Source organism: Paraburkholderia megapolitana (assembly GCF_007556815.1).
Lineage (GTDB): Bacteria > Pseudomonadota > Gammaproteobacteria > Burkholderiales > Burkholderiaceae > Paraburkholderia > Paraburkholderia megapolitana.
In genome coordinates this window covers 3,997,765-4,022,277 of record NZ_CP041745.1, presented here as the reverse complement: position 1 = coordinate 4,022,277, position 24,513 = coordinate 3,997,765, and the positions used below count along the sequence as shown (strand labels likewise).

At 62.1% G+C, this 24,513-nt stretch carries 23 protein-coding genes; 12 read left to right on the top strand and 11 right to left on the bottom strand.

Annotated elements, in window-relative coordinates; all coding sequences use genetic code 11:
- The first annotated feature begins 2 nt into the window (after positions 1 to 2).
- From FNZ07_RS31285 to FNZ07_RS31260, 7 genes are all read left to right on the top strand, one after another.
- Complete coding sequence (locus tag FNZ07_RS31285; RefSeq protein WP_091019785.1) at positions 3 to 260, top strand: PAAR domain-containing protein; 258 nt, start codon at positions 3 to 5, stop codon at positions 258 to 260.
- Positions 260 to 1,636, top strand: coding sequence for a virulence factor (locus FNZ07_RS31280; RefSeq protein ID WP_091019787.1), 1,377 nt, complete (start codon positions 260 to 262; stop codon positions 1,634 to 1,636). The genes FNZ07_RS31285 and FNZ07_RS31280 overlap by 1 nt, the downstream gene beginning before the upstream one ends.
- 12 nt (positions 1,637 to 1,648) lie before the next feature.
- Positions 1,649 to 1,912, top strand: a complete 264-nt coding sequence (locus tag FNZ07_RS31275; protein WP_091019789.1) for a PAAR domain-containing protein — start codon at positions 1,649 to 1,651, stop codon at positions 1,910 to 1,912.
- 92 nt (positions 1,913 to 2,004) lie between these two features.
- Complete coding sequence (locus tag FNZ07_RS31270; protein ID WP_091019792.1) at positions 2,005 to 2,739, top strand: alpha/beta fold hydrolase; 735 nt, start codon at positions 2,005 to 2,007, stop codon at positions 2,737 to 2,739.
- A gap of 149 nt (positions 2,740 to 2,888) precedes the next feature.
- Entirely contained in the window at positions 2,889 to 3,035 is a 147-nt protein-coding gene (locus FNZ07_RS33800) for a hypothetical protein (RefSeq protein WP_170275864.1), read from the top strand.
- Positions 3,036 to 3,699: 664 nt separating this feature from the next.
- On the top strand, positions 3,700 to 5,667 hold the full coding sequence (locus FNZ07_RS31265) for a S53 family peptidase (RefSeq protein WP_245811744.1): 1,968 nt from the start codon (positions 3,700 to 3,702) through the stop codon (positions 5,665 to 5,667).
- Between the two features lie 447 nt (positions 5,668 to 6,114).
- A complete protein-coding gene (locus tag FNZ07_RS31260; protein WP_091019794.1) occupies positions 6,115 to 7,242 on the top strand; it encodes a methyltransferase in 1,128 nt (375 codons plus the stop codon).
- Here the strand turns inward: FNZ07_RS31260 and FNZ07_RS31255 are convergent.
- The 4 genes from FNZ07_RS31255 to FNZ07_RS31240 all read right to left on the bottom strand — a co-directional run bounded on the left by FNZ07_RS31255 (position 7,239) and on the right by FNZ07_RS31240 (position 12,439).
- Entirely contained in the window at positions 7,239 to 8,510 is a 1,272-nt protein-coding gene (locus tag FNZ07_RS31255; protein WP_091019797.1) for a TIGR03862 family flavoprotein, read from the bottom strand. The genes FNZ07_RS31260 and FNZ07_RS31255 overlap by 4 nt on opposite strands.
- A gap of 147 nt (positions 8,511 to 8,657) precedes the next feature.
- The gene (locus tag FNZ07_RS31250; RefSeq protein WP_091019799.1) at positions 8,658 to 10,217 is read right to left on the bottom strand and encodes a UxaA family hydrolase; all 1,560 of its coding nucleotides are present in this window, start codon (positions 10,215 to 10,217) and stop codon (positions 8,658 to 8,660) included.
- A 41-nt stretch (positions 10,218 to 10,258) separates the two neighbouring features.
- Positions 10,259 to 11,542, bottom strand: a complete 1,284-nt coding sequence (locus tag FNZ07_RS31245; protein ID WP_091019801.1) for an MFS transporter — start codon at positions 11,540 to 11,542, stop codon at positions 10,259 to 10,261.
- 576 nt (positions 11,543 to 12,118) lie between these two features.
- Positions 12,119 to 12,439: a type II toxin-antitoxin system HicA family toxin gene (locus tag FNZ07_RS31240; RefSeq protein WP_091019804.1), complete on the bottom strand. Its 321-nt coding sequence runs from the start codon at positions 12,437 to 12,439 to the stop codon at positions 12,119 to 12,121.
- Between the two features lie 392 nt (positions 12,440 to 12,831).
- On the opposite strand from FNZ07_RS31240, the gene FNZ07_RS31235 reads away from it, so the two are divergent.
- Positions 12,832 to 13,662, top strand: coding sequence for a class I SAM-dependent methyltransferase (locus FNZ07_RS31235; protein ID WP_091019806.1), 831 nt, complete (start codon positions 12,832 to 12,834; stop codon positions 13,660 to 13,662).
- 26 nt (positions 13,663 to 13,688) lie between these two features.
- Here FNZ07_RS31235 and FNZ07_RS31230 read toward each other — a convergent pair whose 3' ends face one another.
- Together FNZ07_RS31230 and FNZ07_RS31225 are read right to left on the bottom strand one after the other, a co-directional pair.
- Positions 13,689 to 14,252, bottom strand: a complete 564-nt coding sequence (locus FNZ07_RS31230) for a DUF1415 domain-containing protein (protein WP_177228344.1) — start codon at positions 14,250 to 14,252, stop codon at positions 13,689 to 13,691.
- Between the two features lie 2 nt (positions 14,253 to 14,254).
- Positions 14,255 to 14,929 carry a TetR/AcrR family transcriptional regulator gene (locus FNZ07_RS31225; RefSeq protein WP_091019810.1) on the bottom strand — a complete coding sequence of 225 codons (675 nt, stop codon included), beginning with the start codon at positions 14,927 to 14,929 and terminating at the stop codon, positions 14,255 to 14,257.
- A 170-nt stretch (positions 14,930 to 15,099) separates the two neighbouring features.
- Between FNZ07_RS31225 and FNZ07_RS31220 the strand changes: the two genes are divergently transcribed.
- A complete protein-coding gene (locus FNZ07_RS31220; RefSeq protein WP_091019812.1) occupies positions 15,100 to 16,383 on the top strand; it encodes an MFS transporter in 1,284 nt (427 codons plus the stop codon).
- 136 nt (positions 16,384 to 16,519) lie between these two features.
- Entirely contained in the window at positions 16,520 to 17,122 is a 603-nt protein-coding gene (locus FNZ07_RS31215; protein ID WP_091019815.1) for a nitroreductase family protein, read from the top strand.
- A gap of 75 nt (positions 17,123 to 17,197) precedes the next feature.
- Here the strand turns inward: FNZ07_RS31215 and FNZ07_RS31210 are convergent, their stop codons facing one another.
- A complete protein-coding gene (locus FNZ07_RS31210) occupies positions 17,198 to 18,676 on the bottom strand; it encodes an MFS transporter (protein ID WP_091019817.1) in 1,479 nt (492 codons plus the stop codon).
- 155 nt (positions 18,677 to 18,831) lie between these two features.
- Between FNZ07_RS31210 and FNZ07_RS31205 the strand changes: the two genes are divergently transcribed.
- Positions 18,832 to 20,085 carry an Hsp70 family protein gene (locus tag FNZ07_RS31205; RefSeq protein WP_091019819.1) on the top strand — a complete coding sequence of 418 codons (1,254 nt, stop codon included), beginning with the start codon at positions 18,832 to 18,834 and terminating at the stop codon, positions 20,083 to 20,085.
- 75 nt (positions 20,086 to 20,160) lie between these two features.
- Here the strand turns inward: FNZ07_RS31205 and FNZ07_RS31200 are convergent, their stop codons facing one another.
- Positions 20,161 to 20,364 carry a cold-shock protein gene (locus tag FNZ07_RS31200; protein WP_091019821.1) on the bottom strand — a complete coding sequence of 68 codons (204 nt, stop codon included), beginning with the start codon at positions 20,362 to 20,364 and terminating at the stop codon, positions 20,161 to 20,163.
- 461 nt (positions 20,365 to 20,825) lie between these two features.
- Here FNZ07_RS31200 and FNZ07_RS31195 point away from each other — a divergent pair, with 461 nt between their 5' ends.
- Positions 20,826 to 22,418, top strand: coding sequence for an APC family permease (locus FNZ07_RS31195; RefSeq protein WP_091019823.1), 1,593 nt, complete (start codon positions 20,826 to 20,828; stop codon positions 22,416 to 22,418).
- Positions 22,419 to 22,551: 133 nt separating this feature from the next.
- On the opposite strand, the gene FNZ07_RS31190 is transcribed toward FNZ07_RS31195, so the two are convergent.
- The 3 genes from FNZ07_RS31190 to grxD all read right to left on the bottom strand — a co-directional run bounded on the left by FNZ07_RS31190 (position 22,552) and on the right by grxD (position 24,476).
- Positions 22,552 to 23,337, bottom strand: coding sequence for a DODA-type extradiol aromatic ring-opening family dioxygenase (locus tag FNZ07_RS31190; RefSeq protein ID WP_091019825.1), 786 nt, complete (start codon positions 23,335 to 23,337; stop codon positions 22,552 to 22,554).
- A 178-nt stretch (positions 23,338 to 23,515) separates the two neighbouring features.
- Positions 23,516 to 24,130 carry a UbiX family flavin prenyltransferase gene (locus FNZ07_RS31185; protein ID WP_091019827.1) on the bottom strand — a complete coding sequence of 205 codons (615 nt, stop codon included), beginning with the start codon at positions 24,128 to 24,130 and terminating at the stop codon, positions 23,516 to 23,518.
- Between the two features lie 34 nt (positions 24,131 to 24,164).
- Complete coding sequence (gene grxD, locus FNZ07_RS31180) at positions 24,165 to 24,476, bottom strand: Grx4 family monothiol glutaredoxin (protein ID WP_091019829.1); 312 nt, start codon at positions 24,474 to 24,476, stop codon at positions 24,165 to 24,167.
- Positions 24,477 to 24,513 lie beyond the last annotated feature (37 nt).

Here is a 24,513-nt window from a genome sequence, read left to right as displayed (position 1 = left end):
TCATGCGAGGCATCATCCGGGTTGGCGACACCCATAGCCACGGAGGACTTGTCGAAACCGGCGCACCGAACAGCGAAGTCATGGGGCGTGCGCCCGCCCGCAAAAGTGATCTCTGCACGTGCCCAATGCACGGCGCCGTGGTAATTGCTGAAGGTGACGGTGATTTCCAGATCGACGGTGTGGCCGCCTCGTTCGAGGGTCACAAAACGTCATGCGGCGCTGTGTTGATTTCGAGTCTTCCGTCTTCCGGGCGGACATAATGCGAACGCCGACATGGAGCACTACACAAGTGTTTACACGTCTCATAGGCGTCCCCGCTTTGCTGGCGACAGCTTTCTTCGCTTTTACTACCGCGCTGGCGAGCCGGCCCGCGATGGCTGCCACACCGGCGAATACAACTCAGGAGGCTGCAACAGTCTCGTCCGCATCGCCGTTTGTGGCTCAGGTCGTGGGTCTCGAATGGCTCAATCCGCTGCAGCGTCGCGATTACCCTACCGAATGGCAACTGTTGTGGACACTCGGACTGGTCAAGGCCAACAGGAATGACGATATGGTCCGAACCAAACCGGCTGCATTTACGTCGCTTCAGTCTGTGGCGGGGATTGCCAACGGAGTAGGTGGGGAGGAGACTTTCCAGGGATTCCAGGAGAAGTATGTCGACAAGCTATTGGCGCTGTTCGGTGAGCCCTATGTGACGAACCCGAACTACTTTTACACGGTGCAATCGGATGACCGAAGGAAGTGGCGTGAGCTAGCCGGTATCCACGTCGAGTATGCGATCCCCAAGAATCGCCTTAGTGTGGACGAGACAAACGCGTACCTGCGCAGTCGGATAGTTGGCAAGTTCAAAATCGGAAATTCGTCGTTCAAGGACTTGTGGAGCAAAGATACGCCACCCGATGTGCACGTTACGGCCGGTGGTCCCAACGCGGGCTTTACGTCGCTGAATGCGGCCCTCGACTACCTGCAAACTCATCCCCAGGAAAGTGTGTGGGTAATGAACTGGGATGCACCGAGCTTTCCACCGAAAGACGCTCAGATTAACGAGAATATGGTGCTCCTGATTCTGGCGGGGCCGTCTATGAAGACCGAACGTGTGCCACTCGCCTGGATCGGTAAAGCGGCAAGCGGCAACGTGAAAGATTTTGAAGCGAAGGCCGGAACAACTCGTACGGTGCAGGCGTGGAAGGCGACGATCACGGAGGCAGCGCGCAACGCAAATGTCTCGCCGACCGACATTCACTACGTGATCCACGACGCAGGCAAGGGTAACGATGCGGCCTCAGCACGTCTTGGTTCCCTCTCACAGACACTGACTGAAACCTTGCCGGAATTCGACTACCAGAAACAGACGTTTAACACGCCTGCACTGTTGGGCGAGATGGGCGCTGGTACGGCGCTTACCGACGTCGCGCTGGCGATTGGTCGAGCAAATCACCTGGGCGGTAACGTACTGGTTGCTGGCACCACAGATGCCGAACACCCGACGGCGGTCGTGATTGTTCCGCCGTCGAAATTGACGCCAATCAATCCGGACAGCGACTGGTTTCGCGCGCGTGGTGAGAATAATGCATACCTGCCGTGGTGGGGGCGTCGTCTCGATACGGACTACAAGGGACAAGGCTATTCGTACTAGGAGCGAAATTTAATGCGAGGCATCATCCGTGTAGGCGATGCAACGAGCCATGGCGGTGTGGTGACCACGGGGAGCACCACCAGTCAGGTCATGGAGCGCCCGGTGGCCCGTATCGGGGATCTGTGCATCTGTCCGATAGCTGGCCACCAGAGTTGCGTCATCATTGAAGGTGATCCGGACGTGATCGTGGACGGCAAGCCTGCAGCTTTCGACGGACACAAGACTTCGTGTGGCGCAGCGCTGATATCGAGCGTTCCATCATCAGGTCGCACATAACAGGTAATGTCGGTATCCACGCCGTGTCTCGCACTATCCCCATTCCCGATGACCCATGACAACCGCAATTCGCCGCGCTGGCGTCCGGCCGCATGGCCTATGCCGTATCGGGGCACGGCGGCGCTCCGACCGTCGTGCTCGAAACTGGCCTGGGCGCGGAGAGCGCCGAATGGCAACCCATCCAGTCCGCACTTGCGGCGCACTGCACGGTGTTCCGTTATGACCGGCTGGGACGCGGGGCAAGCGATCGTCCGTCGACGGTACGTCACGTCGGTCAACTGATCGACGAACTGCACGCGCTCTTGCAGGCGACCGCAATGCCGCCGCCTTACCTCATCGTCGGTCATTCGTTCGGCGGACTGCTGGCACGTGGGTTCGCCCAGCGCTATCGCGACGAAATGCACGGGCTCGTGCTGGTCGAATCCATGCATACGCGTCAGTTCGCTGTATTCGGCAATGCGTTCCCTGCGCCAAGCGAATCGGACACACCCGAACAGACACGCATGCGGACATTCTGGGCAGGCGAGTGGCGCACACCCGACGCGACGCCGGAGCGCATCGATCTGCCCACCAGTCTCGACATGTATCGCGAGATCGCGCCGCTCGGCGATCTGCCGGTGACGGTGATCACCGCCGGCTCTTTCGCGAATTCACCATTCTTTCCCACCGCGACACGAGATGCGCTGCAAGCACACTGGGAAGACCTGCAGCGCGAACTGCTGCCGCTATCGACGCAGGCACATCAGATCATGACGCCGGCAAGCCAGCACTTCGTCCAGCGCGACGATCCGGATGTCGTGATCAAAGCGGTGCTGGCCATGCTGTGAAATCGTAGCGACGCGAGTTTGACAATAGTTGTCAGTTGCATCTCCGACGACCTGATATCTTTGCATCCCCTGAAAATTCACACGAACAGGCGATGCGAACGTGCGCCAGCAGGACTCGCACGCGCGGAAATGATCGAAGGAGTTTGCTCATGTGTCGTACCACGATCGTGATTCGCACGGTGTGCGTGATTGCCTTTGCCCTGGTTGGGCTGCTCACGGTCCTAGCGGTGGTGACCGATACATCGAGCGCGTGCGATGGCACGACGCGTACCGCTGACGCTACTGCACGGCAATAGCGCGCAGTCAGAATTGCGTGCAGAAGCGATCGGCACAGGTGTCTGTCGCCAGGGAAACTCGCACAACCCATTCGCCCGGATTGCTCTTTAGCACATCGTATTCAATGCAATTATTCTTTGTCACATTGAATCAAGAATAGCCATTTTTGGCACAGCGATTTCAATAGATAAATTGCCTGTTTCAATGAATTTGGCACAATGATTTTTTAGCACATCGAATTCGACACGGGCTTGTTTTTGGCACATTTAAGCGGCCTTTTGGCACATATTTTCGCCGCTATCTTTCCTCTCGCCTCTATCTCTCCCGCATACGCGCGAGCAGTGAAATGACCATTGCATGCAACGCCTTTATGCGCGGCCATCCAGTGAGCATCGATTGTCCCTTGTATCTTCGTCGGCGTGACGATTTAATTCATAAATATTATCGAATTCTTATAAAAATATATGCCGTAATTCGATAAGAAAAGATTGAGGCTTCTGAGAAAAATTAAGAATTGCTACCTTGCAAATGCAAACGGCTAGCCTACTATTCGGTCACGAAAAAATTACGAATTGCCGAATGAACATCGATGAGCAATGCATCTCCTGCGCTGCTCATCGTGTTTTGTTATCCCAGCACCACCCGTGCTGGCCTACAGGTGGCCGTTTGATCTCACGAGGAAGCATGATGCCCAAACAAGCACCGTCTTTCGTCGCACCGATTCTTTCCGCGACGTGTCGTCTCTCAGTTCTGTCGTTGATCGGTTTGTCTGCAACCGGTTTGATGGTGTTGCCCGCGCAAGCGCAAAGCAACTCCACCGACTGGGTGTCGACCAACACCCACGCGTTTGCCGCACCGTCCGCAGCGTCGGGCGCGCAAGCGTCGACCAACGTGGCAGGCACCTCTGCTAACGAACTCGCTGCGAACACGCCGATTCACGTCGTGGTGTCGCTGAAGATGCGCGACCAGAAGGGTCTCGACGCTTTCATCAATCAGGTCAATCAGCCGGGCAGCCCGAACTATCGTCAGTACCTGACGCCGGATCAGATACTCGCGACGTACGCGCCGACCGAAGCCCAGGTGCAGACGGTGGTGGAGTATCTGACGCGTGCTGGCTTCAAGAATGTCCGCGCCGCGAAGAACCGGTTGCTGGTCACCGCGGACGGCAACGCTGCGCTTGTGAAGTCGGCGTTCAACACGAGCCTCAAGCGTTTCACGCAAGACGGCCACCAGGTCTACGCGAACACGAGCGACGCGCAGGTTCCGGCAGCGCTCGGCGACATCGTCGATTCAGTGCTGGGACTGCAGAACGCAGCGACGGCGCATACCAACTATCGCATCTATCGTCCTGAGCCGAGCGCGAGCACTCAGGTCAAGCGTAGCCTTGCCGCCGCACCTGTGCTGACCGGCCACAATCCGGTCGAGTTCTCGAATATCTACGCCGCCGGTTCGACACCGACCGCGTCGGCTACGACGGTCGGGATCATTTCGGAAGGCGATCTGACGCAGACGCTGTCCGATCTGCAGACGTTCACGACGAACAACGGGCTTGGCAACGTCGCAACCCAGGTCGTGCAAACCGGACCGGACGGCAGCGACTACAGCGATACGGATGGCACGGTCGAGTGGAACCTCGACAGCCAGTCGATCGTCGGTGCTGCAGGTGGCGCCGTGAACAAACTGGTGTTCTACGCCGCGCCGTCGATGTCGCTCGGCGACATCACGGCCGCCTACAACCAGGCGGTCTCCGACAACGTCGCGAAGGTGATCAACGTATCGCTCGGCGTGTGCGAAGCGAGTGCGAAGTCAGAAGGTTCGCAGGCTGCCGACGACGCCATCTTCAAGGTCGCGATGGCACAAGGCCAGGTCTTCTCGGTGTCGGCCGGCGATCATGGTGTGTATGAATGCCAGAGCGGCAAGCCGCCTTCGAATCTGCGCACCTACACCGTCAGCGAACCGGCAACTTCGCCGTACGTGATTTCGGTTGGCGGCACGGGTCTCTACACCGTGGGCGGCAAGTACGATCACGAAAACGTGTGGAACGAAGGCGTCAATTCGCGTGGCGTGCTGTGGGCGACTGGCGGCGGCATCAGCAAGTACGAAGCCGCACCGACGTGGCAATCGTCGGTCACGGGCAGCAAGTTGCGCACGGTGCCGGATATCGGCTTCGATGCGGATGGCCGCAGCGGTGCGATCCTCGTCTATCAAGGGCAGACGAGCGGTACGCTGCCGGGCGCAGGTCCTGACGATCCGAACCAGGTCGGTGGGACGAGTCTCGCGGCACCGATCTTCTCGGGCATCTGGGCGCGTGTGCAATCGGCGAACAACAACACACTGGCGTTTCCCGCTGCGAGCATCTACAGCAATGCGACCACGAAGCCCGGTCTTTTTCACCCGGTCACGTCGGGGAATAACGGCATCACGAAGAGCGGTGTGACCTACGGCTACAGCGCGACGCAAGGCTTCGACTATGTCACGGGCTGGGGCAGCTTCGACATCTCGCAACTGAATGCAGCCTACGGTTCGACACCCGTGGCTGCCGGCGGTGGCAAGAGCGGGAACACCGGTAGCGGCGGTAGCAGCAACGCGCAGGGCGGTACGCCGGATCTGTTCGGTCTGCTGTCCGGTTTGTTCGGCAGTTGGTGGTGGTAAGTCGCAGCCCGGTACGCAACCTTTGCAAGCGCATCGTTCTCTGCTTGCGATGACCGGGCGCCTCAGGACGAACGCCGGCGAGCTCCGCCTGGCGTTCGAACTAGCAGTAAAGATATAAGCAGGCGGTGTCCGTCGGACCACGACGGACACCGCTTAAACGCCGGCGCGAGCCGGCGTTGCTCGTTTACCGTCACGCTTGCGCTTGCGCTCGCAGCGCAGAGAATGCGTGGAAAGCATCGGCTGGCCCGCGCCGTACTACAATTCGAACCTGACGCCTGCTAACGGCGCGCAAGGCTCTGCCCAGCAACACGAACGATCCTGCTTGCCCTGTCGGGCTCGACATCGCGCCACGGCATCCCCGCGAGTTCATCGGTGACCAGAGTGGAAGGCACCGCAAACCGACCTGCCACATCCAGTCATCGCCTGCCCCATTCATCACTCTCACCGATGACCACCCCTTATCCGACGCTCACCTGGCCTGCCGCAGACGGCCCCGAAACCGCTCGCTGGCGTTCGGAAGCCGCGGTCCTGCCGCCTAAGCGCGTCGTGCTGACCGACGACCGCACGACCGCCGACACCGCGTTTCGCCTCGCGAGCGAAGGCACCGCGTTGCTATGGAACGGCGATTACCAGAACGCACGACAGTTGTTGCAGGCCATTACACGCCGCATCGAACGCAAGCCGCCCAAGCAGGCGGCTACAGCAAAAGACGCGTTCAACCTGCATCGCCAGGCGCAGGCGCAGCGCGCCCGCACACTCGGCATGGTGTTGATTCCACTAACCGGCGACTATACGATCCCGCTGCGCCGCGCACCGGAAGCCGCGCAAGCTTGCATCGAAGCGTGGGGCGCGGCGGACGGCGAGGCCTCGGTTGTTTCGCTGCGCGAACTGCTCGGCCTGATCGGCGCGCACGAATGGCGCAAGAAGGGTGTCGAGATTCCTGCGCTCGGCGAGCGGATTCATCCGTACTACGGCGTGTTTTCGCCGGTGCGTGGCGAGTATGTCGATCTGGTTGCTCGGATGGTGTTGCCGTCACTGGAAAAGGCATTTGATATCGGCACCGGCACCGGCGTGCTCGCTGCATTGCTCGCGAAGCGCGGTGTGAAGAAAATCGTCGCCACCGATCAGGACCCGCGTGCGCTAGCGTGCGCACAGGAGAACATGACGCGGCTCGGCTATGACCGGCAGGTGCGCGTCGTGCAAGCCGATCTGTTTCCCGAAGGACTCGCGCCGCTGATCATCTGCAATCCGCCGTGGGTGCCGGCGCGGCCGTCGTCGCCGATCGAGCACGCGGTCTTCGATCCCGATAGCCGCATGCTGCTCGGCTTTCTCGGCGGACTTGCCGCGCATCTCCAGCCAGGCGGCGAAGGCTGGTTGATCCTGTCGGACTTCGCCGAACATCTCGGGTTGCGCACGCGCGCGATGTTGCTCGACGCGATCAAGGCGGCCGGTCTTGAAGTGGCTGGTCGTGAAGATATCCGGCCGCGGCATCCGAAGTCTTCCGATCCCTCGGACCCGCTGCATGTCGCGCGTCTCGCGGAAGTGACGTCGTTGTGGCGTCTGAAGGCGCGCTAGTGTCGCGCTAAGCGGCCCAGATACGCGTGCACGCCTTCTCCCGCGACCAGGCCGCTCGCGAAGCACGCGGTCAACAGATAACCGCCCGTCGGCGCTTCCCAGTCGAGCATTTCGCCCGCGCAGAATACGCCGGGTAACTGCTCGATCATCAGATTTGCATCGAGTGCTTCGAACGGAATGCCGCCGGCGCTGCTGATCGCTTCTTCGATCGGGCGTGGGCGCAGCAAGCGCAACGGCAGTGCCTTCAATGTGCGAGCCACCAGCGCCGCGTCGCCAAGCGCTTCTTTCGGCAGACCTTCGTGCAGCAGCGCAAACTTCACGCCCGCGATGCCGATGCGGCTATGCAGATGGCTCGATAGCGAGCGCGAACCGCGCGGCCGCATGACTTCTTCCGCGACGCGGTCAACGGACAGGTCCGGCACGAGGTCGAGATGCAGCGTTACTTCGCCATCGGCCTCTATCCGTTCGCGGATCACGGACGACAGCGCATACACGAGGCTCCCCTCGATCCCTGTCGCGGTAATAACTATCTCACCTTTTCGATTCTGGACTTTTTTGTCTACATCGGTGACGGTGATTGCAACGGGTTTCAGTGGCTGTCCCGCGAAGCGCTCGCGAAAATAATCGCTCCATTGAGCGTCGAAGCCGCTGTTTGCCGAACGAAGTGGCACGGCCTGCACGCCGCGAGCGCCGAGCAGCGGCACCCATGCGGCATCTGAGCCGAGACGCGGCCAGCTCGCACCGCCTGTCGCGAGGACGAGCGCATCGGCGGTGATGTTTTGCGCGCCCTCGGGTGTCGTGAAGCGCAGCGCGTGACGTGCTCCGTTCGTAGCACCGTCCTCGCTCCAGCCAACCCATTTGTGCCGCATATGAAAACGCACGCCGCGTTCCTTCAACCTATGCAGCCAGGCACGCAGCATCGGCGCGGCTTTCATATCGGTGGGGAATACGCGGCCCGAACTTCCGACGAAGGTCCCCACGCCGAGATCGTAGAGCCACGCACGCAGCGCATCGGGACCGAAGCGGTCGAGCAGCGGCGCGATCTGTGCGCGTCGTGCACCGTAACGCTCGACGAAGCGTTCGAGCGGTTCCGAGTGCGTGATGTTCATGCCGCCCTTGCCGGCCATCAGGAATTTGCGTCCCGCCGATGGCATCGCGTCATACACGTCGACCTGCACGTGCTCGCGGCTCAGCGCTTCGGCGGCCATGAGACCAGCCGGGCCAGCGCCGATGATGGCAACAGAAGTGGAATCGTGGGGAGCGGGCATGGGCGGTATCGAGGGGAGGGAAGGAAAGCGGCGGCGGGCAGCGTGCGCCAAGGCTCGCCGCGGTTCGCCATTGTCACACCCATACCGGTGCACAGCAAACCTTGCGATACAGCGCTTCGTCAACGAACCGTTGTATGTGCTACCGCTTCAGGTAATCACGCCAACCTGCCACGGCACAAACTCGCTTTGCCCATAGCCATGCAACTCGCTCTTCGAGCGCGTACCCGACGCGCAATCGAGCATCATCTGGAAGATCGCCTCGCCGAGTTCATCGATGTTCGCCGTGCCGTCGATCACCCCACCGCAATTGATGTCGATATCGTCCTGCTGCCGCTCCCACAACGCCGTATTGGTTGCGAGTTTCAGCGAAGGCGATGGCGCACAGCCGTAGGCCGAACCGCGGCCGGTCGTGAAGCAGATCAGGTTCGCGCCCGAAGCTACCTGGCCGGTCGCCGACATCGGATCGTAGCCGGGCGAGTCCATGAAAACGAAGCCTTTCGCGTCGATTGGTTGAGCGTATTCGTAGACGTCGACGAGATTCGTCGTGCCGCCTTTCGCGACCGCGCCGAGCGATTTCTCGAGAATCGTCGTGAGACCGCCAACCTTATTTCCCGCCGACGGATTGTTATCGAGCGCCGCGCCATTGCGTGCGCAGTAGTCCTGCCACCACGCAATGCGCGCAAGCAGCTTCTCGCCGACCTCGCGGCTTACCGCACGGCGCGTCAACAGATGTTCTGCGCCGTAGATTTCCGGTGTTTCCGACAGGATCGCAGTGCCGCCGTGTCGCACGAGCCGGTCGACTGCCGCGCCGAGCGCCGGATTGGCCGAAATGCCCGAGTAGCCGTCGGAGCCGCCGCATTGCAAACCGACCATCAGATGCGATGCGGGAACCGGTTCGCGGCGCACGCGGTTTGCATCGGCGAGCATTTCGCGGACCGTCGCGATGCCGTGTTCGATCGTTCTGCGTGTACCGCCGCTGTCCTGGATCGTGAAGCTGCGCAGTCGCTTCGGGTCGTCGCCGAATCCGCCTGCTTCGAGCACGCCGCCGATCTGATTGGTCTCGCAACCGAGACCGACGAACAGCACCGACGCGAAATTCGGATGGGCGGCGTAACCGGCGAGCGTGCGACGCAGGATCGCGAGGCCTTCGCCGTGCAGATCGATTCCGCAACCGAGGCCGTGCGTGAGCGCGATCACGCCATCGACGTTCGGGTAGTCGGCTAGCGCCTCCGGGTGCACGTCGCGGCGGAAGTGATCGGCGATCGCGCGCGCAACCGTGGCCGAGCAGTTCACGCTCGTCAACACGCCGATATAGTTGCGCGTGGCGATGCGCTCGCCGTTCTTCGCGGCAGCCGGTCGACGGATGCCCATGAAATGCGCGGGCTGCGCGACGTATGCCGTCGGATGCAGGTCGATACCGAACGCATGCTCGCGTGCGAACTCGGCCATGCTCAGGTTATGGACGTGCACATGCTGGCCCGGCGCGATGGCATCGCGTGCCACACCGATGATCTGGTTGTAGCGCTTGACTGGCTCGCCTTTCGCGATCGCGCGCGTTGCGAGCTTGTGCCCTGGCGGGATCAATCCCGCGACGACAACGCGTTCGGACTCGATCGCCGTACCGGATACGAGCTGACGCGTGGCGATCACGACATCGTCGTGGGGATGCAGCCGGATCGCGGCGTGAGCGGCGGTGAGAGTCGACATGGGTTCCTCGAATGCAAAAATGAGCACGTCCGTTAGAGCGGTCAGACCGGCGAACGCACCGGCTCCGGATCATCGCGATGCGCGGAGTCGCCAGACAGCGGCTCGATCCGTCCGACGATCACCAGATAGCTGAACGCGCCGAGAAAGCAGAAGCCGCCCGCGACGATCAGTGGAATCGTGAACGAGCCTTTCGTCATCGCGACCATCACGCCAGTGAACGTCGTGATGACGATGCCCGCCAGGTTGGACGCGAAGTTCTGGATACCGCTGATCGAAGCGACGTGGCGCGGCGAAGGCGCGACATCGGCGGGCAGCGACCAGATACTGGCGGCGGCAAACGCGAGGCTGCCGTACGCGATGCCGAAGAACGCGAGCATCAGGTAGATGTTCGACGTGAACGCAGACAACGTGATCACCGACGACATCAGCATGCCGCCCACCATGCACGTCTTGCGCGACGCGGTGAGACTCCAGCCGCGCCGGTAGAGCGCATCGGAGATGTAGCCGCCGAGCCAGCCGCCCGGGATCGAGATCAGCGCCGGGACCATACCGAGCGTGCCGAGCGATTTCAGCGAGAAGCCGCGCGTCTGCACGAGATAGCTCGGAAACCACGTGATGAAGAAATAGATGACGAAGTTCAGGCAGAAGAAGCCGATCATCATTCCCCACATCGTGCGGTGGCGGAACAGCGAAGCCCATGTTGCATCGCTGGCGCTGCGTACGTGCGGCTGCGGCACGACGTCTTTCTCGCCGGTCATGTCGCCGTGCGCTGGGCTGCGATAGATCGCAAACCAGCCGAGCATCCACACCGCGCCGATCAACCCGGTGATCACAAACGAAGCCTTCCATCCAAGCGTACCGATGATCAGCGCGACGACGGGAATCGACAGTGCGGAGCCGACTCGCGAACCGCTATCGAAGATGCTGGTCGCGAGCGCGCGCTGCGCCGGCTTGAACCACTGGCTGACGAGCTTCGCACACGATGGATAGGCGCCCGCTTCGCCGATGCCGAGCATCAGCCGGCAGCCGAACATCCCCGCCACGCTCGAGGTTGCCGCGGTCGCGGCGGTGAAGAGCGACCACCAGCCCACCGCGAGCGGCAGCGCGATGCGTGCGCCGACCCGGTCGATGAACCAGCCGAACGGCATCTGCATCAGTGCGTAGGTCCAGAAGAAGCCGCTCAGGATCAGGCCCATCTCGGCGGGGCCAATGCCGAGCGCCTTTTCGATCTGCGGTGCCGCGACAGCGAGATTCGCGCGATCGATGTAGTTCACCGCGATCGCGAGGAAGCAGAACAGGATCACCACCCAGCGCATTTTCCTCATGCTACGTCTCCTCCAGTGGCGGCATCGATTGTATGGATCGTGCCGTCCGCTGCGATGCCAGGCAGGCGGGCGGTCTGTCCTGTGCGTTCCGCTCTGGTGGCGGAACTGCTTTGGGGCTAGTGCGCTACGTTCAGGCGACAGTGGTCTCAGGCCGCGCGCGACACGGTGGTGTGCCTAATCGGACCTCGATGCGGTGAAGAAGACGTTGACGTCAGGAGTCATGGCCCGCCACCTTGAGCATGTTTCTGTTGTTGGAGCCATCGACGTTGGCAAGGAGGCCGCCCTTGCGCGTCGTTTTCATGTCGAGCGGCTCTCCTTGATGTCGATACGGATTCACGCATCATAGCGGATGCCGACTTCGGAGTTTCCCGCAATCATGGGGCTGTGAACAGGCAATTGGGAGGGGGCTACAGCGCGCCGCGTTGGCGACGAGCGGATGTGGAGCGGCGTGCGGGCGCAAGCCGCCGTGCAGCGTCACCTAAAGGTGTCACACGCGCAGTACATGAGACAACTGCGCCACTGGGCACAACCCAGCGCCCACCCGGGCACCTGGCGCGCAGTCAGCCCGCGAACCAGCTACCCCGGATAAGCCTCATCAACCTTCAACCCCGCCAGCTTGAAAATCACCCGCAAGGTCTGCGGCTTGATATCGCGCCGCGACGCGAGCGTCGTCATCACGAAGTCGAGCACCTTCGCGTACTTGAGCAGCGTCAACGAGCTTTCGAGGTCGACGCTGCCATCGCGCATCGCCTCGGCGAGCCGCAACATCTCGGTGGAAATGTCGCGTGCCATTTCCAGTTCGAGTTGCTGCTTCTCCGTCCATGCTGGCGTCGCCGTCAGCTTCGCAAGCAGTTCCTGAAACTTCTGCTCTGCGCTTCCGTTGGGTATCGCATCCATTGCCGCCTCTTCATCGTCTGAGTGCGCTTCCGGTTGAGATCGCGGCGCACTGCAGGTTACGTAACGTTCGAGCCCGTGTTCCGGGTCCGACCTCCCACACGCTTGACGGTCCGCACGATCGAAAGCGGCGTCCGGCAGCCTGTCCTTGTTGTTCTGCGGGCCTCGACAGGCAGGCCCGCATTCAGCATGACGGCGCGGCGATTGCCCCGCGCCGCGCCTGGCGTAATCAAGAGCAGGAAGTATTCCAGGTTGCTGCGTCTGCGGCCGCTTGTACCGCTAAAAGTGCCGGTAAAAAACTCGCTCGCTCGCGCTTTCGGTAAACTGGCAGCAACTTTTCTCTTTTTCCGTCGCCTGTCGCACGTTCGCGATGCAATCGGCGGCGGTTTCAATCGATGTCCGGCAAAACTCACGAAATCCGTCCCAACCAGTCCGTCGAACTGCTGAAGGAGCTGCATATCCTGACGCGCGACGGCAAGATGAATCAGGACAGCCGTCGCAAGCTGAAGCAGGTCTATCACCTGTTCCAGTTCATCGAGCCGCTGCTGAAAGAATTGAAAGCAGCGCAGGGCGACATGACGCTCGTCGACCACGGTGCGGGCAAGTCGTATCTCGGCTTCATCCTCTACGACCTGTTCTTCAAGGAACAGCATGACGGGTCGCACATCTACGGCATCGAGACGCGCGAAGAACTGGTGGTGAAATCGCAGGAGCTGGCGACGCGGCTGGGCTTCGGCGGGATGTCGTTCCTGAATCTGTCGGTGGCGGACTCGATCGTGTCGGACCGCCTGCCGCCTTCGATCGACATCGTCACCGCGCTGCACGCCTGCGACACCGCCACCGACGACGCCATCCGCTTCGCGCTGCAGAAGCAGGCGAAGTACATCGTCGTGGTGCCGTGCTGTCAGGCCGAAGTGGCCGGCGTTCTACGGCGCAACAAGGGGAAGTCGCTTGGGCAGGCGCTCGCGGAGATGTGGCGCCATCCGCTGCACACGCGCGAATTCGGCAGTCAGATCACCAACGTGCTGCGCTGTCTGCAACTGGAGGCGCACGGGTACCAGGTGAGCGTGACCGAACTGGTCGGCTGGGAACACTCGATGAAAAACGAGCTGATCATCGCCCAGTACAAGGACTTGCCGCGGCGCCGTCCGGCGGAGCGGCTCCATGAAGTGATGGATACGCTGGGTATCGCCGAGATGCGCGAGCGGTTTTTCGCGCCGGCCTGAACTTCGTTGTGCGGGCTGGCGCAGCCTTAGTCCTGCGCGGGTTCATTCATCCAGTCGAGCCAGCCCGCGTGACCCAGGCGCCGGAGCGTTTCCTGATTGCGTTCGTAGATATCGGCGGCGTCGGGAAACGCATCGACTGCACGCTCGATGCTCGCCTCGCGCAGCAGATGCAGGATCGGATACGGCGCGCGGTTCGTGTAGTTCTCGATATCGTCTGCTTCGCTGCCTTCGAACTGATATCGCGGATGAAAGCTCGCAATCTGCAGTTCGCCTTCGAGGCGCAACTGCCGCAACAGCCGGTCCGCGAAGAACAGGCAGTCGTTGTAGTCGGTGAAATCGGCGAGCGCGTGCGGGAGGATTAGCAGCGTTGTGTCGATTGTGGCGGGATCGGCGGCGGTGAGGATTTGCAACTCCGCTTCGAGATCGCTCAGCACGCCTTCAAGGCTCGTGGCTTCGCTGATCGCGTAGCGGATCTGCTGCTTCACATGCACGGCCTTGGCGAACGGACACAGGTTCAGGCCGATCACCGCACGCGTGAGCCAGTGGCGGGTAGCGGCCAGCACGTCGTCGTGCGAGAGAGGCAACGCCATCGTCACGGCTGTGGTTTCGATTGCGACGGCGACGAGAACGATGCGGCTGGTGTCCCCGCGCAAGCCGCGGCGATCAACAGTGCCGCCACGCGCGGCGCCGTGCGTATCGGTCCACAACCCGGACCGTAGGTCTGGCTCGCCGCATAGATTCCCTCGATCAACAACCCAAGCGCATCGGCGAGCGCTGCGGGATCGTCCGCGCCAGCTTCGCTCGCGAGTTCATTCAGCCGCGCCATCAGCTTTGTTTTATTGCGCAGCACGCAGAGTCGCGCCGGGTGCGATGCATCCGGGAATTCCGTCGATACGTTGACGAACGGGCAGCCGCGATAGTCATCGACGGATGCACGCCCCGAAAGATCTTCGAAGTACTGCACGAGTTGCTTTGCCGGCTCACCGGGGTGGCGGGCGACACTCTGTTCGAAGCGCCGGAAGAACCCTTCATCCGACCGCTCGAGGTAAGCGACGACCAGATCGTCCTTCGACGAAAACTGCCGGTACAGGCTCATCTTGTTGACGCCCGCGAGTTCGACCACCGCGTCGACGCCGACGGCCCGCACGCCTTCCCGATAAAAAAGCTCCTCGGCCGCATTTAACAGATGTTCCTGCGCCTCGGCGCCGGCCATCTGCGTACGGCTGCGGCGAACCGCTTCGGGCTTGACGGTCGTGCTATCGGTCATGGCATTCCACCTTCGGTTCATCAATGGCTTGACATGTTACCGACCAGTCACTAAGATCGCAACTCCATTGTGACAGATCGGTCACAAGTCCTTTACCGGATCGGTAACAATCCGGCACTCATTGAAAGCGGCGTCCCGTCCATGGCGGAAGCAGGCCGACTGGAGAACCGATGAACTGGGCAGCAAGAAGAATCGGCGGGCGTTTCCATTACGGGTGGCTCACGGTCGCCGTCGTGTTTCTGGTGTTGCTGGCCGCGGCCGGCACGCGCGCCACGCCGAGCGTGATGATGGTGCCGCTCGAACATCAGTTCGGCTGGAGCCGTGCGACGATCTCGCTGGCGATCTCGGTCAACATCGCGCTCTATGGCTTGATGGGGCCGTTCGCAGCCGCGGCGATGCAGCGCTTCGGCATACGACCCACCGTGCTGGTGGCGCTTTCGACGATGGCCGCCGGCGTGGCACTGTCGTCGCTGATGACGGCGCCGTGGCAGATGATCCTGATCTGGGGCGTGATGGTGGGCGGCGCGACGGGTGTCGCGGCGCTGTCGCTGTCGGCAACCGTGGTGAACCGCTGGTTCACGACCCATCGCGGTCTCGTGATGGGCATCCTGACCGCCAGTTCGGCAACCGGCCAGCTCGTGTTCCTGCCGCTGCTCGCATCGATCGCGGAGCATCACGGCTGGCGTCAGGTCGTGTGGGTCGTCGCGGGGGCCGCGGCAATCGTCCTGCCGCTCGTCGCATTCCTGCTGCCCGAGCGCCCTGCCAGCGTCGCACTGCGCCCGTTTGGCGAAGCACCTGGCGCACCGGTCGCCACTCGCATCGAGACGAAGAATCCGTTGCAGATTGCATTCGGCACGCTTGCGTCGGCAAGCAAGACGCGTGACTTCTGGTTGTTGTTCTTCAGCTTCTTTATCTGCGGCGCGAGTACCAACGGCTATATCGGCACCCACCTGATCGCGATGTGCGGCGACTACGGCATGACCGAAGTGCAGGGCGCATCGCTGCTCGCCGCGATGGGTATCTTCGATCTGTTCGGCACGACGCTGTCGGGCTGGCTGTCGGACCGCTTCAACAGTCGCGTGCTGCTGTTCTGGTACTACGGGCTGCGCGGCCTGTCGCTGATGTACTTGCCGCACGCATTCGGCATCGACTTCTACGGCCTGCCGATCTTCGCACTGTTCTATGGGCTCGACTGGATCGCGACCGTGCCGCCGACCGTGCGCCTCGCTACCGATGTCTATGGCAAGGAGGCCGCGCCGGTCGTGTTCGGCTGGATCGTCGCGGGCCATCAACTCGGCGCGGCATTTGCGGCACTGGGCGCGGGCATGCTGCGCTCGAGCCTCGGCACCTACACTGTTGCATCGATGATTTCGGGCGGCTTGTGTCTCGTCGCATCGGTGCTGGTGTTGCGCATCAACCGGCGCGACCGGCCGGTCGCGGCACAGGCAGCGTGAGTGCGTTCGCACCGGCATCGACGACGTTCGTTGCGTTGAACAAGCGAGCGCTCAAGCGCGTTTTGCGATGCCCGGGTTATGCTATGTGCCCCCGGGCGTTCGCCCGTCGACATATAACCTCGACTGAGAGAAGCGCATGACCACCAAACACGCACCGACCGACGTTTCCATTCACGAGTTGCTCGCTGGGCGCTGGAGCCCGCGGGCCTTTTCGAATGAGCCGGTGAGCCGCGAGCACTTGCATTCGGTTCTCGAGGCCGCGCGCTGGGCGCCGTCGTCCTTCAACGCACAGCCGTGGCGTTTCCTTGTATTCGATCGCAGCACCGACGAAGCCGCATTCAAGCGCGCCTTCGCAACGCTCGTGCCGTTCAATCAAGGCTGGAATGGATCGGTGCCGGTGTTGATCGCCGTGACCACGCAGACGCTGACGAGCAAGGGTGAAGTCAATCGTTGCGCACCCTACGATGCAGGTGCGGCCGCGATGGCGCTGGTGCTGCAGGCTCATGCACTCGGCCTCGCTGCGCATCAGATGGCTGGCGTCGACGTCAATGCATTCCGCAGCGCGTTTGCGATTCCGGACGATGTCGAAGTGATCGCGATGATCTCGCTCGGACACTATGGCGATGCGGCGAAACTCGACCCGGCGTTGCGTGACCGCGAGAAGGCTGGGCGTACGCGTTCGCCGCTCGGCGAAATTGCCTTTGCCGGCGCGTGGAAGAAGCCTTTCGTGGCAGCTTGAGTACGCGGTAGGGCAACATGTGGCGCGCGGCTTTTGCCGCGCGTTTTTGTTTATGGCGTCGATTGCGCAACAGCCTCAATCGTCATCGGCGACTGCCGACAGCGGTGTCGCCACACTTTCCAGCGATTTCCTTTCCGCATCGACACCCCAGATCCCCGCGATTACCGCCGCAACGAGCATGAGCGCCGAGCCGAGCAGGTAACCCGCGAAGACTTCACTGCGCTGCTGCGTGTCGATCAACCGGCCGAACAACGCCGGTCCTGCAATGCCTCCGAGCGCGGTGCCAAATGCATAGAACACCGCGATCGCAAGCGCGCGGATTTCGAGCGGAAACGATTCGCTCACCGTCAGATATGCAGAACTCGCCGCCGCCGAGGCAAAGAAGAAGATCGTCATCCACGCCAGCGTCTGTGTCGTCACGGTAAGCCACTGCTGTTCGAACAGATAGCCGCTCACGGCTAGCAGGATGCCGGATAGCGCATAGGTCGTCGCGATCATCACGCGACGGCCGATCACATCGAACAGCCGGCCAAGCACGAGCGGTCCGAGAAAGTTGCCGAGCGCGAACGGCAGCAGGTACCAGCCGATGTGGTCGCCTGGCACGTGATAGAAATCGCTGAGGACCAGTGCGTAGGTGAAGAAGATCGCGTTGTAGAAGAACGCCTGCGCGGTCATCAGCGAGAGGCCCACTAGCGAGCGCCGTCGATGCAGCCTGAACAGCGTATCGAATACTTCGCTGAGCGCCGTATGTTTGCGCACGCGCAACCGCAGCGGGCTCGCGGTTGTATCGACGGGCGGCAGCGTGGCGCCGTTGTGGTGAAAACGCGCTTCGATACCCTCGACGATCGTGCGTGCCTCGTCGGCTTCGCCATGCGTCAGCAGCCAGCGCGGACTTTCCGGCACCCATGCGCGCATCGGCAGGATGGCGAGGGCGAGCACCGCGCCGATCAGGAAGCACGCGCGCCAGCCCCAGTCCGCCGGCAGCAGGCCCGGATCGAGCAGCACCAGCGAGCCCGTCGCACCGAGCCCCGCGCCCACCCAGAACGTCCCGTTGATCGCGAGATCGGTCCAGCCGCGCACGCGTGCGGGCGTGAACTCCTGGATCGTCGAGTTGATCGCCGTATACTCGCCGCCGATGCCAGTACCGGTCAGGAAGCGGAACACGATGAAGCTCGCGAGATTCCACGACAGCGCGGTGGCGGCGGTCGCGGCGAGGTAGAGCGTGAGCGTAATGAAGAAGAGCTTGCGGCGCCCGAGCCGGTCGGTGAGCCAGCCGAAACCGAGCGCCCCAAGCACCGCGCCCGCAATGTAGGCGCTGCCTGTCAGCCCGACGTCCGCGTTGGAAAAATGCAGCGCCGGACTCGTCTTGAGCGCGCTCGCGACGGCGCCCGCCAGCGTCACTTCGAGCCCGTCCAGCAGCCAGGTGATCCCGAGCGCCGCGACGATCAGCGAGTGGAAACGACCCCACGGCAGGCGGTCGAGCCGCGCAGGCAGGTCGGTGACGACGATCGCGGGCGATGTATCGCGCGGTACGGCGGTGGACGGCCCGGTCATTTCGGCTTGTCTCCTGGCGTGGCGTGATTGGATGGTATAACCGCCTATCGCGAGCAATTTCCGTTCTGCGCACCGGTTGCCGTGCGCGGCGCTTCGTGATAAAAAGCCCGTCCTCTCTTTCTGTCAGCGCCCGCCGCGAGCGGCGACTCCCTGCGATGACTTATTGTGCGATTGACTTCGGCACGTCGAATTCGGCGGTCGCGTTGCCTGACGCCGCTGGGGCGATGCGCCTCGCGCCCGTCGAGCGTGACTACACGACGCTGCCCACCGCCGTGTTCTTCAATGTCGACGAGAATACCCGCGAGTTCGGCCGCGCGGCGCTGGAAGCGTATATCGACGGCTTCGACGGGCGTTTGATGCGCTCGATGAAGAGCATTCTTGGGTCATCGCTGGCAGAAACCACCACCGATCTCGGCGACGGGTCTGCGATCCGCTATACCGATGTGATCGCGCTGTTCGTCGAGCATCTGAAGCGCTCTGCGGAAGCGGCCGCGGGCGCGCCGATTCATCGTGCGGTGCTCGGCCGGCCGGTGTTTTTCGTCGACGACGATCCCCGCGCCGACCAGCTTGCGCAGCAGCAGCTCGAGGCGGCGGCGCGCTCGGTCGGCTTGCGCGAGATCCACTTCCAGTACGAACCGATCGCCGCCGCATTCGACTACGAATCGCATCTCGAGGCGGAAGGGCTCGTGCTCGTGGCCGATATCGGCGGCGGTACGTCGGACTTCTCACTGGTGCGCGTCGGGCCGCAGCGCATGCATCGGCTCGAACGGAAAGACGACGTGCTCGCGCATCACGGCGTGCACGTGGCCGGGACCGATTTCGACCGCCGCGTCGAACTCGCGACGATCCTGCGAGAACTCGGCTATCAGACGTTCGACCCCGAAGGTCGCGAGATCCCGAACCGCGTGTATTTCGATCTGGCTACGTGGCATCTGATCAACACCGTCTATTCGCCCAAGCGCGTGAGCGAACTGTCGCTGATGCGGCATCTGTATCCGGATCTGCGGCATCACGACCGGCTGATGCGGGTCGTCGAGCGGCACCTTGGGCACGCCTTGGCCGCGCATGCAGAAGAAGCGAAGATCGGCGTGGCGGCGGGCGGCGAGACGGTGATCGACCTCGATGAAGTGGAGGACGATCTGCGGCTTGCATTCGACGAAGCCCAACTCGTCGAGGCAGGACTGGAAGAGACGCGGCGCATCGTCCTCGCCGCACGCGATACCGTGCAGGCCGCAGGCATCGCCCCACGCGATGTGACCGCGGTCTACTTCACCGGTGGATCGACGGGACTGCGGTTCTTGTCGGGCGCGCTGGCAGCCGCATTTCCGGATGCACAGCCGGTGTTCGGCGATCGCCTCGCGAGCGTCGCGACCGGGCTCGGCATTCACGCGCAACGTCTATTCATTTGAAATAAACCCCCGCGCTAAAAACAAAAAACCCCGCCAAGGCGGGGTTTTGTGCGTCCAGAAAAGGAAGCGTGCAGCTTACACCGGCTTGATGTTCGCAGCTTGCTTGCCCTTCGGGCCGGTCTTCACTTCGAAAGACACTTTTTGGTTTTCTTGCAGCGTCTTGAAGCCTTCCGTGCGGATTTCCGAGAAATGCGCGAACAGATCTTCGCCGCCGCCGTCGGGAGTGATGAAGCCAAAGCCCTTTGCGTCATTGAACCACTTGACGGTACCGGTTTCCATATTACTTGTTCCTAAAGATGATGAATAAGGCCGAAGCCCGTGGGGTGCATGAAAATCAAGGAAGGGGGTAATGGGACCAACCGGAGTACCGTTGATGGGCGAACTACGAAAGACCAATTCACTCGCCGCTTGAAATCCTGCCCGTCCGTTATACGGACATTTCGAGAGAAGGTCAATCGAAACCCACGGCGGCGCAAGGTTTTTGGCACCTGGCCCAAGTATTGCTTACAAAGCTTTCTATTCTTCGGGATTTTTTCCAGGGACAACCCGCATTTTCACTGCAATGATCCAGGGCAACCGTTAAACTACGCGCCGCGTGATGGTTGCGCCCGGCCCCGGGTTCGCACACCACGCACGGCGGTCGGTCGCCGTTAAGAACAAATCCCGCTTCAACAGCTCTTTTTGCAGGGCGCCGCGGCGATACGATAGAGACCGGCAGGCTCTCGAACACAGGAGAAGACGTGAAAAGTTCTATTCAACGGAACATCGGGCCGGTGGCGCTGATGCTGACCGGTCTCGGTTCGATCATCGGTTCGGGCTGGCTGTTCGGCGCGTGGAAAGCGGCAAAAATTGCAGGTCCGGCGTCGATTTGTGCATGGATTATCGGTGCGGTCGTGATTCTCGCTATTGCGCTCACTTATGCCGAACTGGGTGCGATGTTTCCGGAGTCGGGCGGCATGGTGCGCTACGCGCGCTACTCGCACGGCGCGCTGGTCGGTTTTATCAGCGCATGGGCCAACTGGATCGCCATCGTCTCGGTGATTCCGATCGAAGCCGAAGCGTCGATCCAGTACATGAGTACCTGGCCATACCAGTGGGCGCACGATCTATTCGTCAACGGGTCGCTAACCACGTTAGGGTTACTGCTTTCCGCAGTGCTCGTGATCATCTACTTCCTGCTGAATTACTGGGGCGTCAAACTGTTCGCCCGCGCTAATTCGGCGATCACGGTCTTCAAGTTCCTGATTCCCGGCGCTACGATCCTGGGCCTGATGCTGACGGGCTTTCACCACGAGAACTTCGGTGAAGCCAGCACGTTTGCTCCGTACGGCTGGTCGGCGGTGTTTACCGCGGTCGCGACGAGCGGCATCGTGTTCGCGTTCAACGGTTTCCAGAGCCCGATCAACCTGGCGGGCGAAGCGCGCAATCCGGCGAAGAGCGTGCCGTTCGCGGTGATCGGCTCGATCCTGCTGGCACTCGTGATCTATGTGCTGCTGCAGATCGCCTACATCGGCGCAGTGAATCCGACCGATGTGCTGAAGGGCTGGAGCCATTTCAACTTCGCCTCGCCGTTCGCCGAACTCGCGCTCGCGCTGAACCTGAACTGGCTCGCCATCCTGCTGTACGTCGATGCATTCGTTAGCCCGAGCGGTACCGGCACGACGTACATGGCGACGACGACCCGCATGATCTACGCGATGGAGCGCAACAACACGATGCCCAAGATGTTCGGCAACGTGCATCCGCTCTATGGCGTGCCGCGTCAGGCGATGTGGTTCAACCTGCTCGTGTCTTTCATCTTCCTGTTCTTCTTCCGCGGCTGGAGTTCGCTGGCGGCGGTGATTTCGGTGGCGACGGTGATCTCGTACCTGACGGGCCCGATCAGCCTGATGTCGCTGCGCCGCGCGGCAACCGATCTCGACCGGCCGCTGCATATTCCCGGCATGAAAGTGATCGCGCCGTTCGCCTTCGTCTGCGCATCGCTGATCCTGTTCTGGGCAAAATGGCCGCTGACCGGCGAGATCATCCTGCTGATGATCGTCGCGCTGCCGGTGTACTTCTACTACCAGACGAAGGCGGGCTTCGCCGGCTGGGGCCGCGATCTGAAGGCGGCGTGGTGGCTCGTCGCGTATCTGCCGGTGATGGCGATCCTGTCGCTGATCGGCAGCAAGCAGTTTGGCGGTCACAACATCCTGCCGTACGGCTGGGACATGCTGGTCGTGATCATCTGCTCGCTGATCTTCTATTACTGGGGTGTGCATACCGGCTATCGCACCGACTACCTCAACGAGCGTGAGAACCCGGACGAGATTCTCGAAGGGATCGGCGCTTGAGGTATCGCATGCACGGTCTGCGCGCCTGAATGGTGGCAGACCGCGTAGTACAACAGACGCGGTAAACGACAAGGCCCGCCTTGACTGATTCAGGTCAAGGCGGGCCTTGTCGTTTGCAGCTACGGCGTTGCCGTTATGCGCTGCCGAATACGTAGTTCGTCATCGCCAGGGTGCGCTGGTACGTGCCCAGCGACTGGACCGATAGCGTGTAGTCGTCGTCCGCCGCGCCCAGGGCGGCGAATACCGGCAGCAGGTGCTCGTCGGTGGGATGCATCAACACCGCGTGCGGCGCGCGGCTGCGATAGTCGAGCAACGCATCGATATCGCGTGCGGCCAGCCGCTCTTCGAACCAGTCGGTGAATTCGGCGACACGTGGATCGGCGTCGTTCGGGCCCGCCGAGAAATCCGCGCTGCGCAGGTTGTGCGTGATCTGGCCGGAGCCGATCACCATCACGCCGTCATCCTTCAGCGCGCGCAATGCCCGGCCTACACGGAAGTGATGCGCGGCGTCCATGTGAGGCTGGATCGACAACTGGGCGACGGGGATGTCGGCGGCGGGGAACATCAGCAGCATCGGCACCCACGCGCCGTGATCGAGCCCGTGCGACTGCGTCGTCGCGAGCAGGCCCTGCTCGCTCAACTGAGCGGCGGCGCGGCGTGCCACGTCGGGTGCACCGGGTGCCGGATAACGGATCTCGTAGAGCGCGCGCGGAAAGCCGTAGAAGTCGTGGATCGTCTCGGGTTGTTGCGCCGTGCTAGCCACCGGCGCTGCCGTGCCCCAGTGGGCGGAGAGCATCAGGATCGCGTTGGGGCGCGGCAACTGGGTCGACAACGCCGCGAATTCGCCCGACGGCATGGACGGATCGATCGGCAGGGTTGGCGCACCGTGCGAGAGGAAAAGAGCAGGTAGACGGGTCATCGCAGCGAGGCCGCGGCAAAAGCGGCTGGAAGGTTTCGTTGCGTTGAATATAGAGGCGAACCAGCCGTGGATAAACACGCGGGCGCGGATTTAACTGCGTCGCCGCTGTTGCTAATCGATCTGGCGCGGAGTGGCCTGCGCGACCCCACTGAACCCAGGCCGGTGCAAACGCCGCAGATCACTCTTCCGTACTACGCAGCCCGCCCCAGACCGGTGCGAGACCCGGCCCGCCGAGTGCGAACAGGTCCAGCACGCGCGCCACCGTGTGATCGACCATTTCGTCGATCGATGCCGGCGCGTTGTAGAACGCCGGCAACGGCGGAAAAATCACGCCGCCCATTTCGGTCACGGCCGTCATGTTGCGCAGATGCGCGAGATTGAGCGGCGTCTCGCGCACCATCAGCACCAGCCGGCGCCGCTCCTTCAGCGTGACGTCGGCCGCGCGCGTGATCAGGTTGTCGGAGAGCCCGTGCGCGATACTCGCGAGGGTTTTCATCGAACACGGCGCGACGATCATGCCGTCGGTGCGAAAGGACCCGGACGCGATGGTTGCGCCGACATCGCGCACCGAATGGACCACATCGGCGAGCGGATGAATGTCTTCTCTCGACAGCTGGAGTTCGTGCCGGATATTGAGCCAGCCGGCGCTGGAGATCAGCAGATGGGATTCGACGCCACCCAGCCGCCGCAGCGTTTCAAGCAGCCGGATGCCGTACACAGCACCGGTCGCGCCGGTGATCGCGACGATCAGCCGGTGCGGTGCCGCCGCACGTGGGTCGAGGGAGGGCGGCACTATCGTACGGACGAGCGGTTCGTGAGGATGCCGCTCAGGCGGCAGCGAAGAGCTGCTGCAGCTCGCCCGACTGATACATCTCCATCATGATGTCCGAGCCGCCGACGAACTCACCCTTCACGTACAGCTGCGGGATGGTCGGCCAGTTCGAGAATTCCTTGATGCCCTGACGGATGCCGTCGTCCTCGAGGACGTTGACGGTCTTCAGTTCGTCGACGCCGCACGCCTTCAGGATCTGGATGGCGCGGCCCGAAAAACCGCACATCGGGAATTGCGAGGTGCCCTTCATGAAGAGCACGACGGTGTTTTCGTCGACGATTTGCTTGATGCGTTGTTGCGTGTCCATGAGGCTGACCTTGCGGTTCCAGAGTGATGTGGGGATA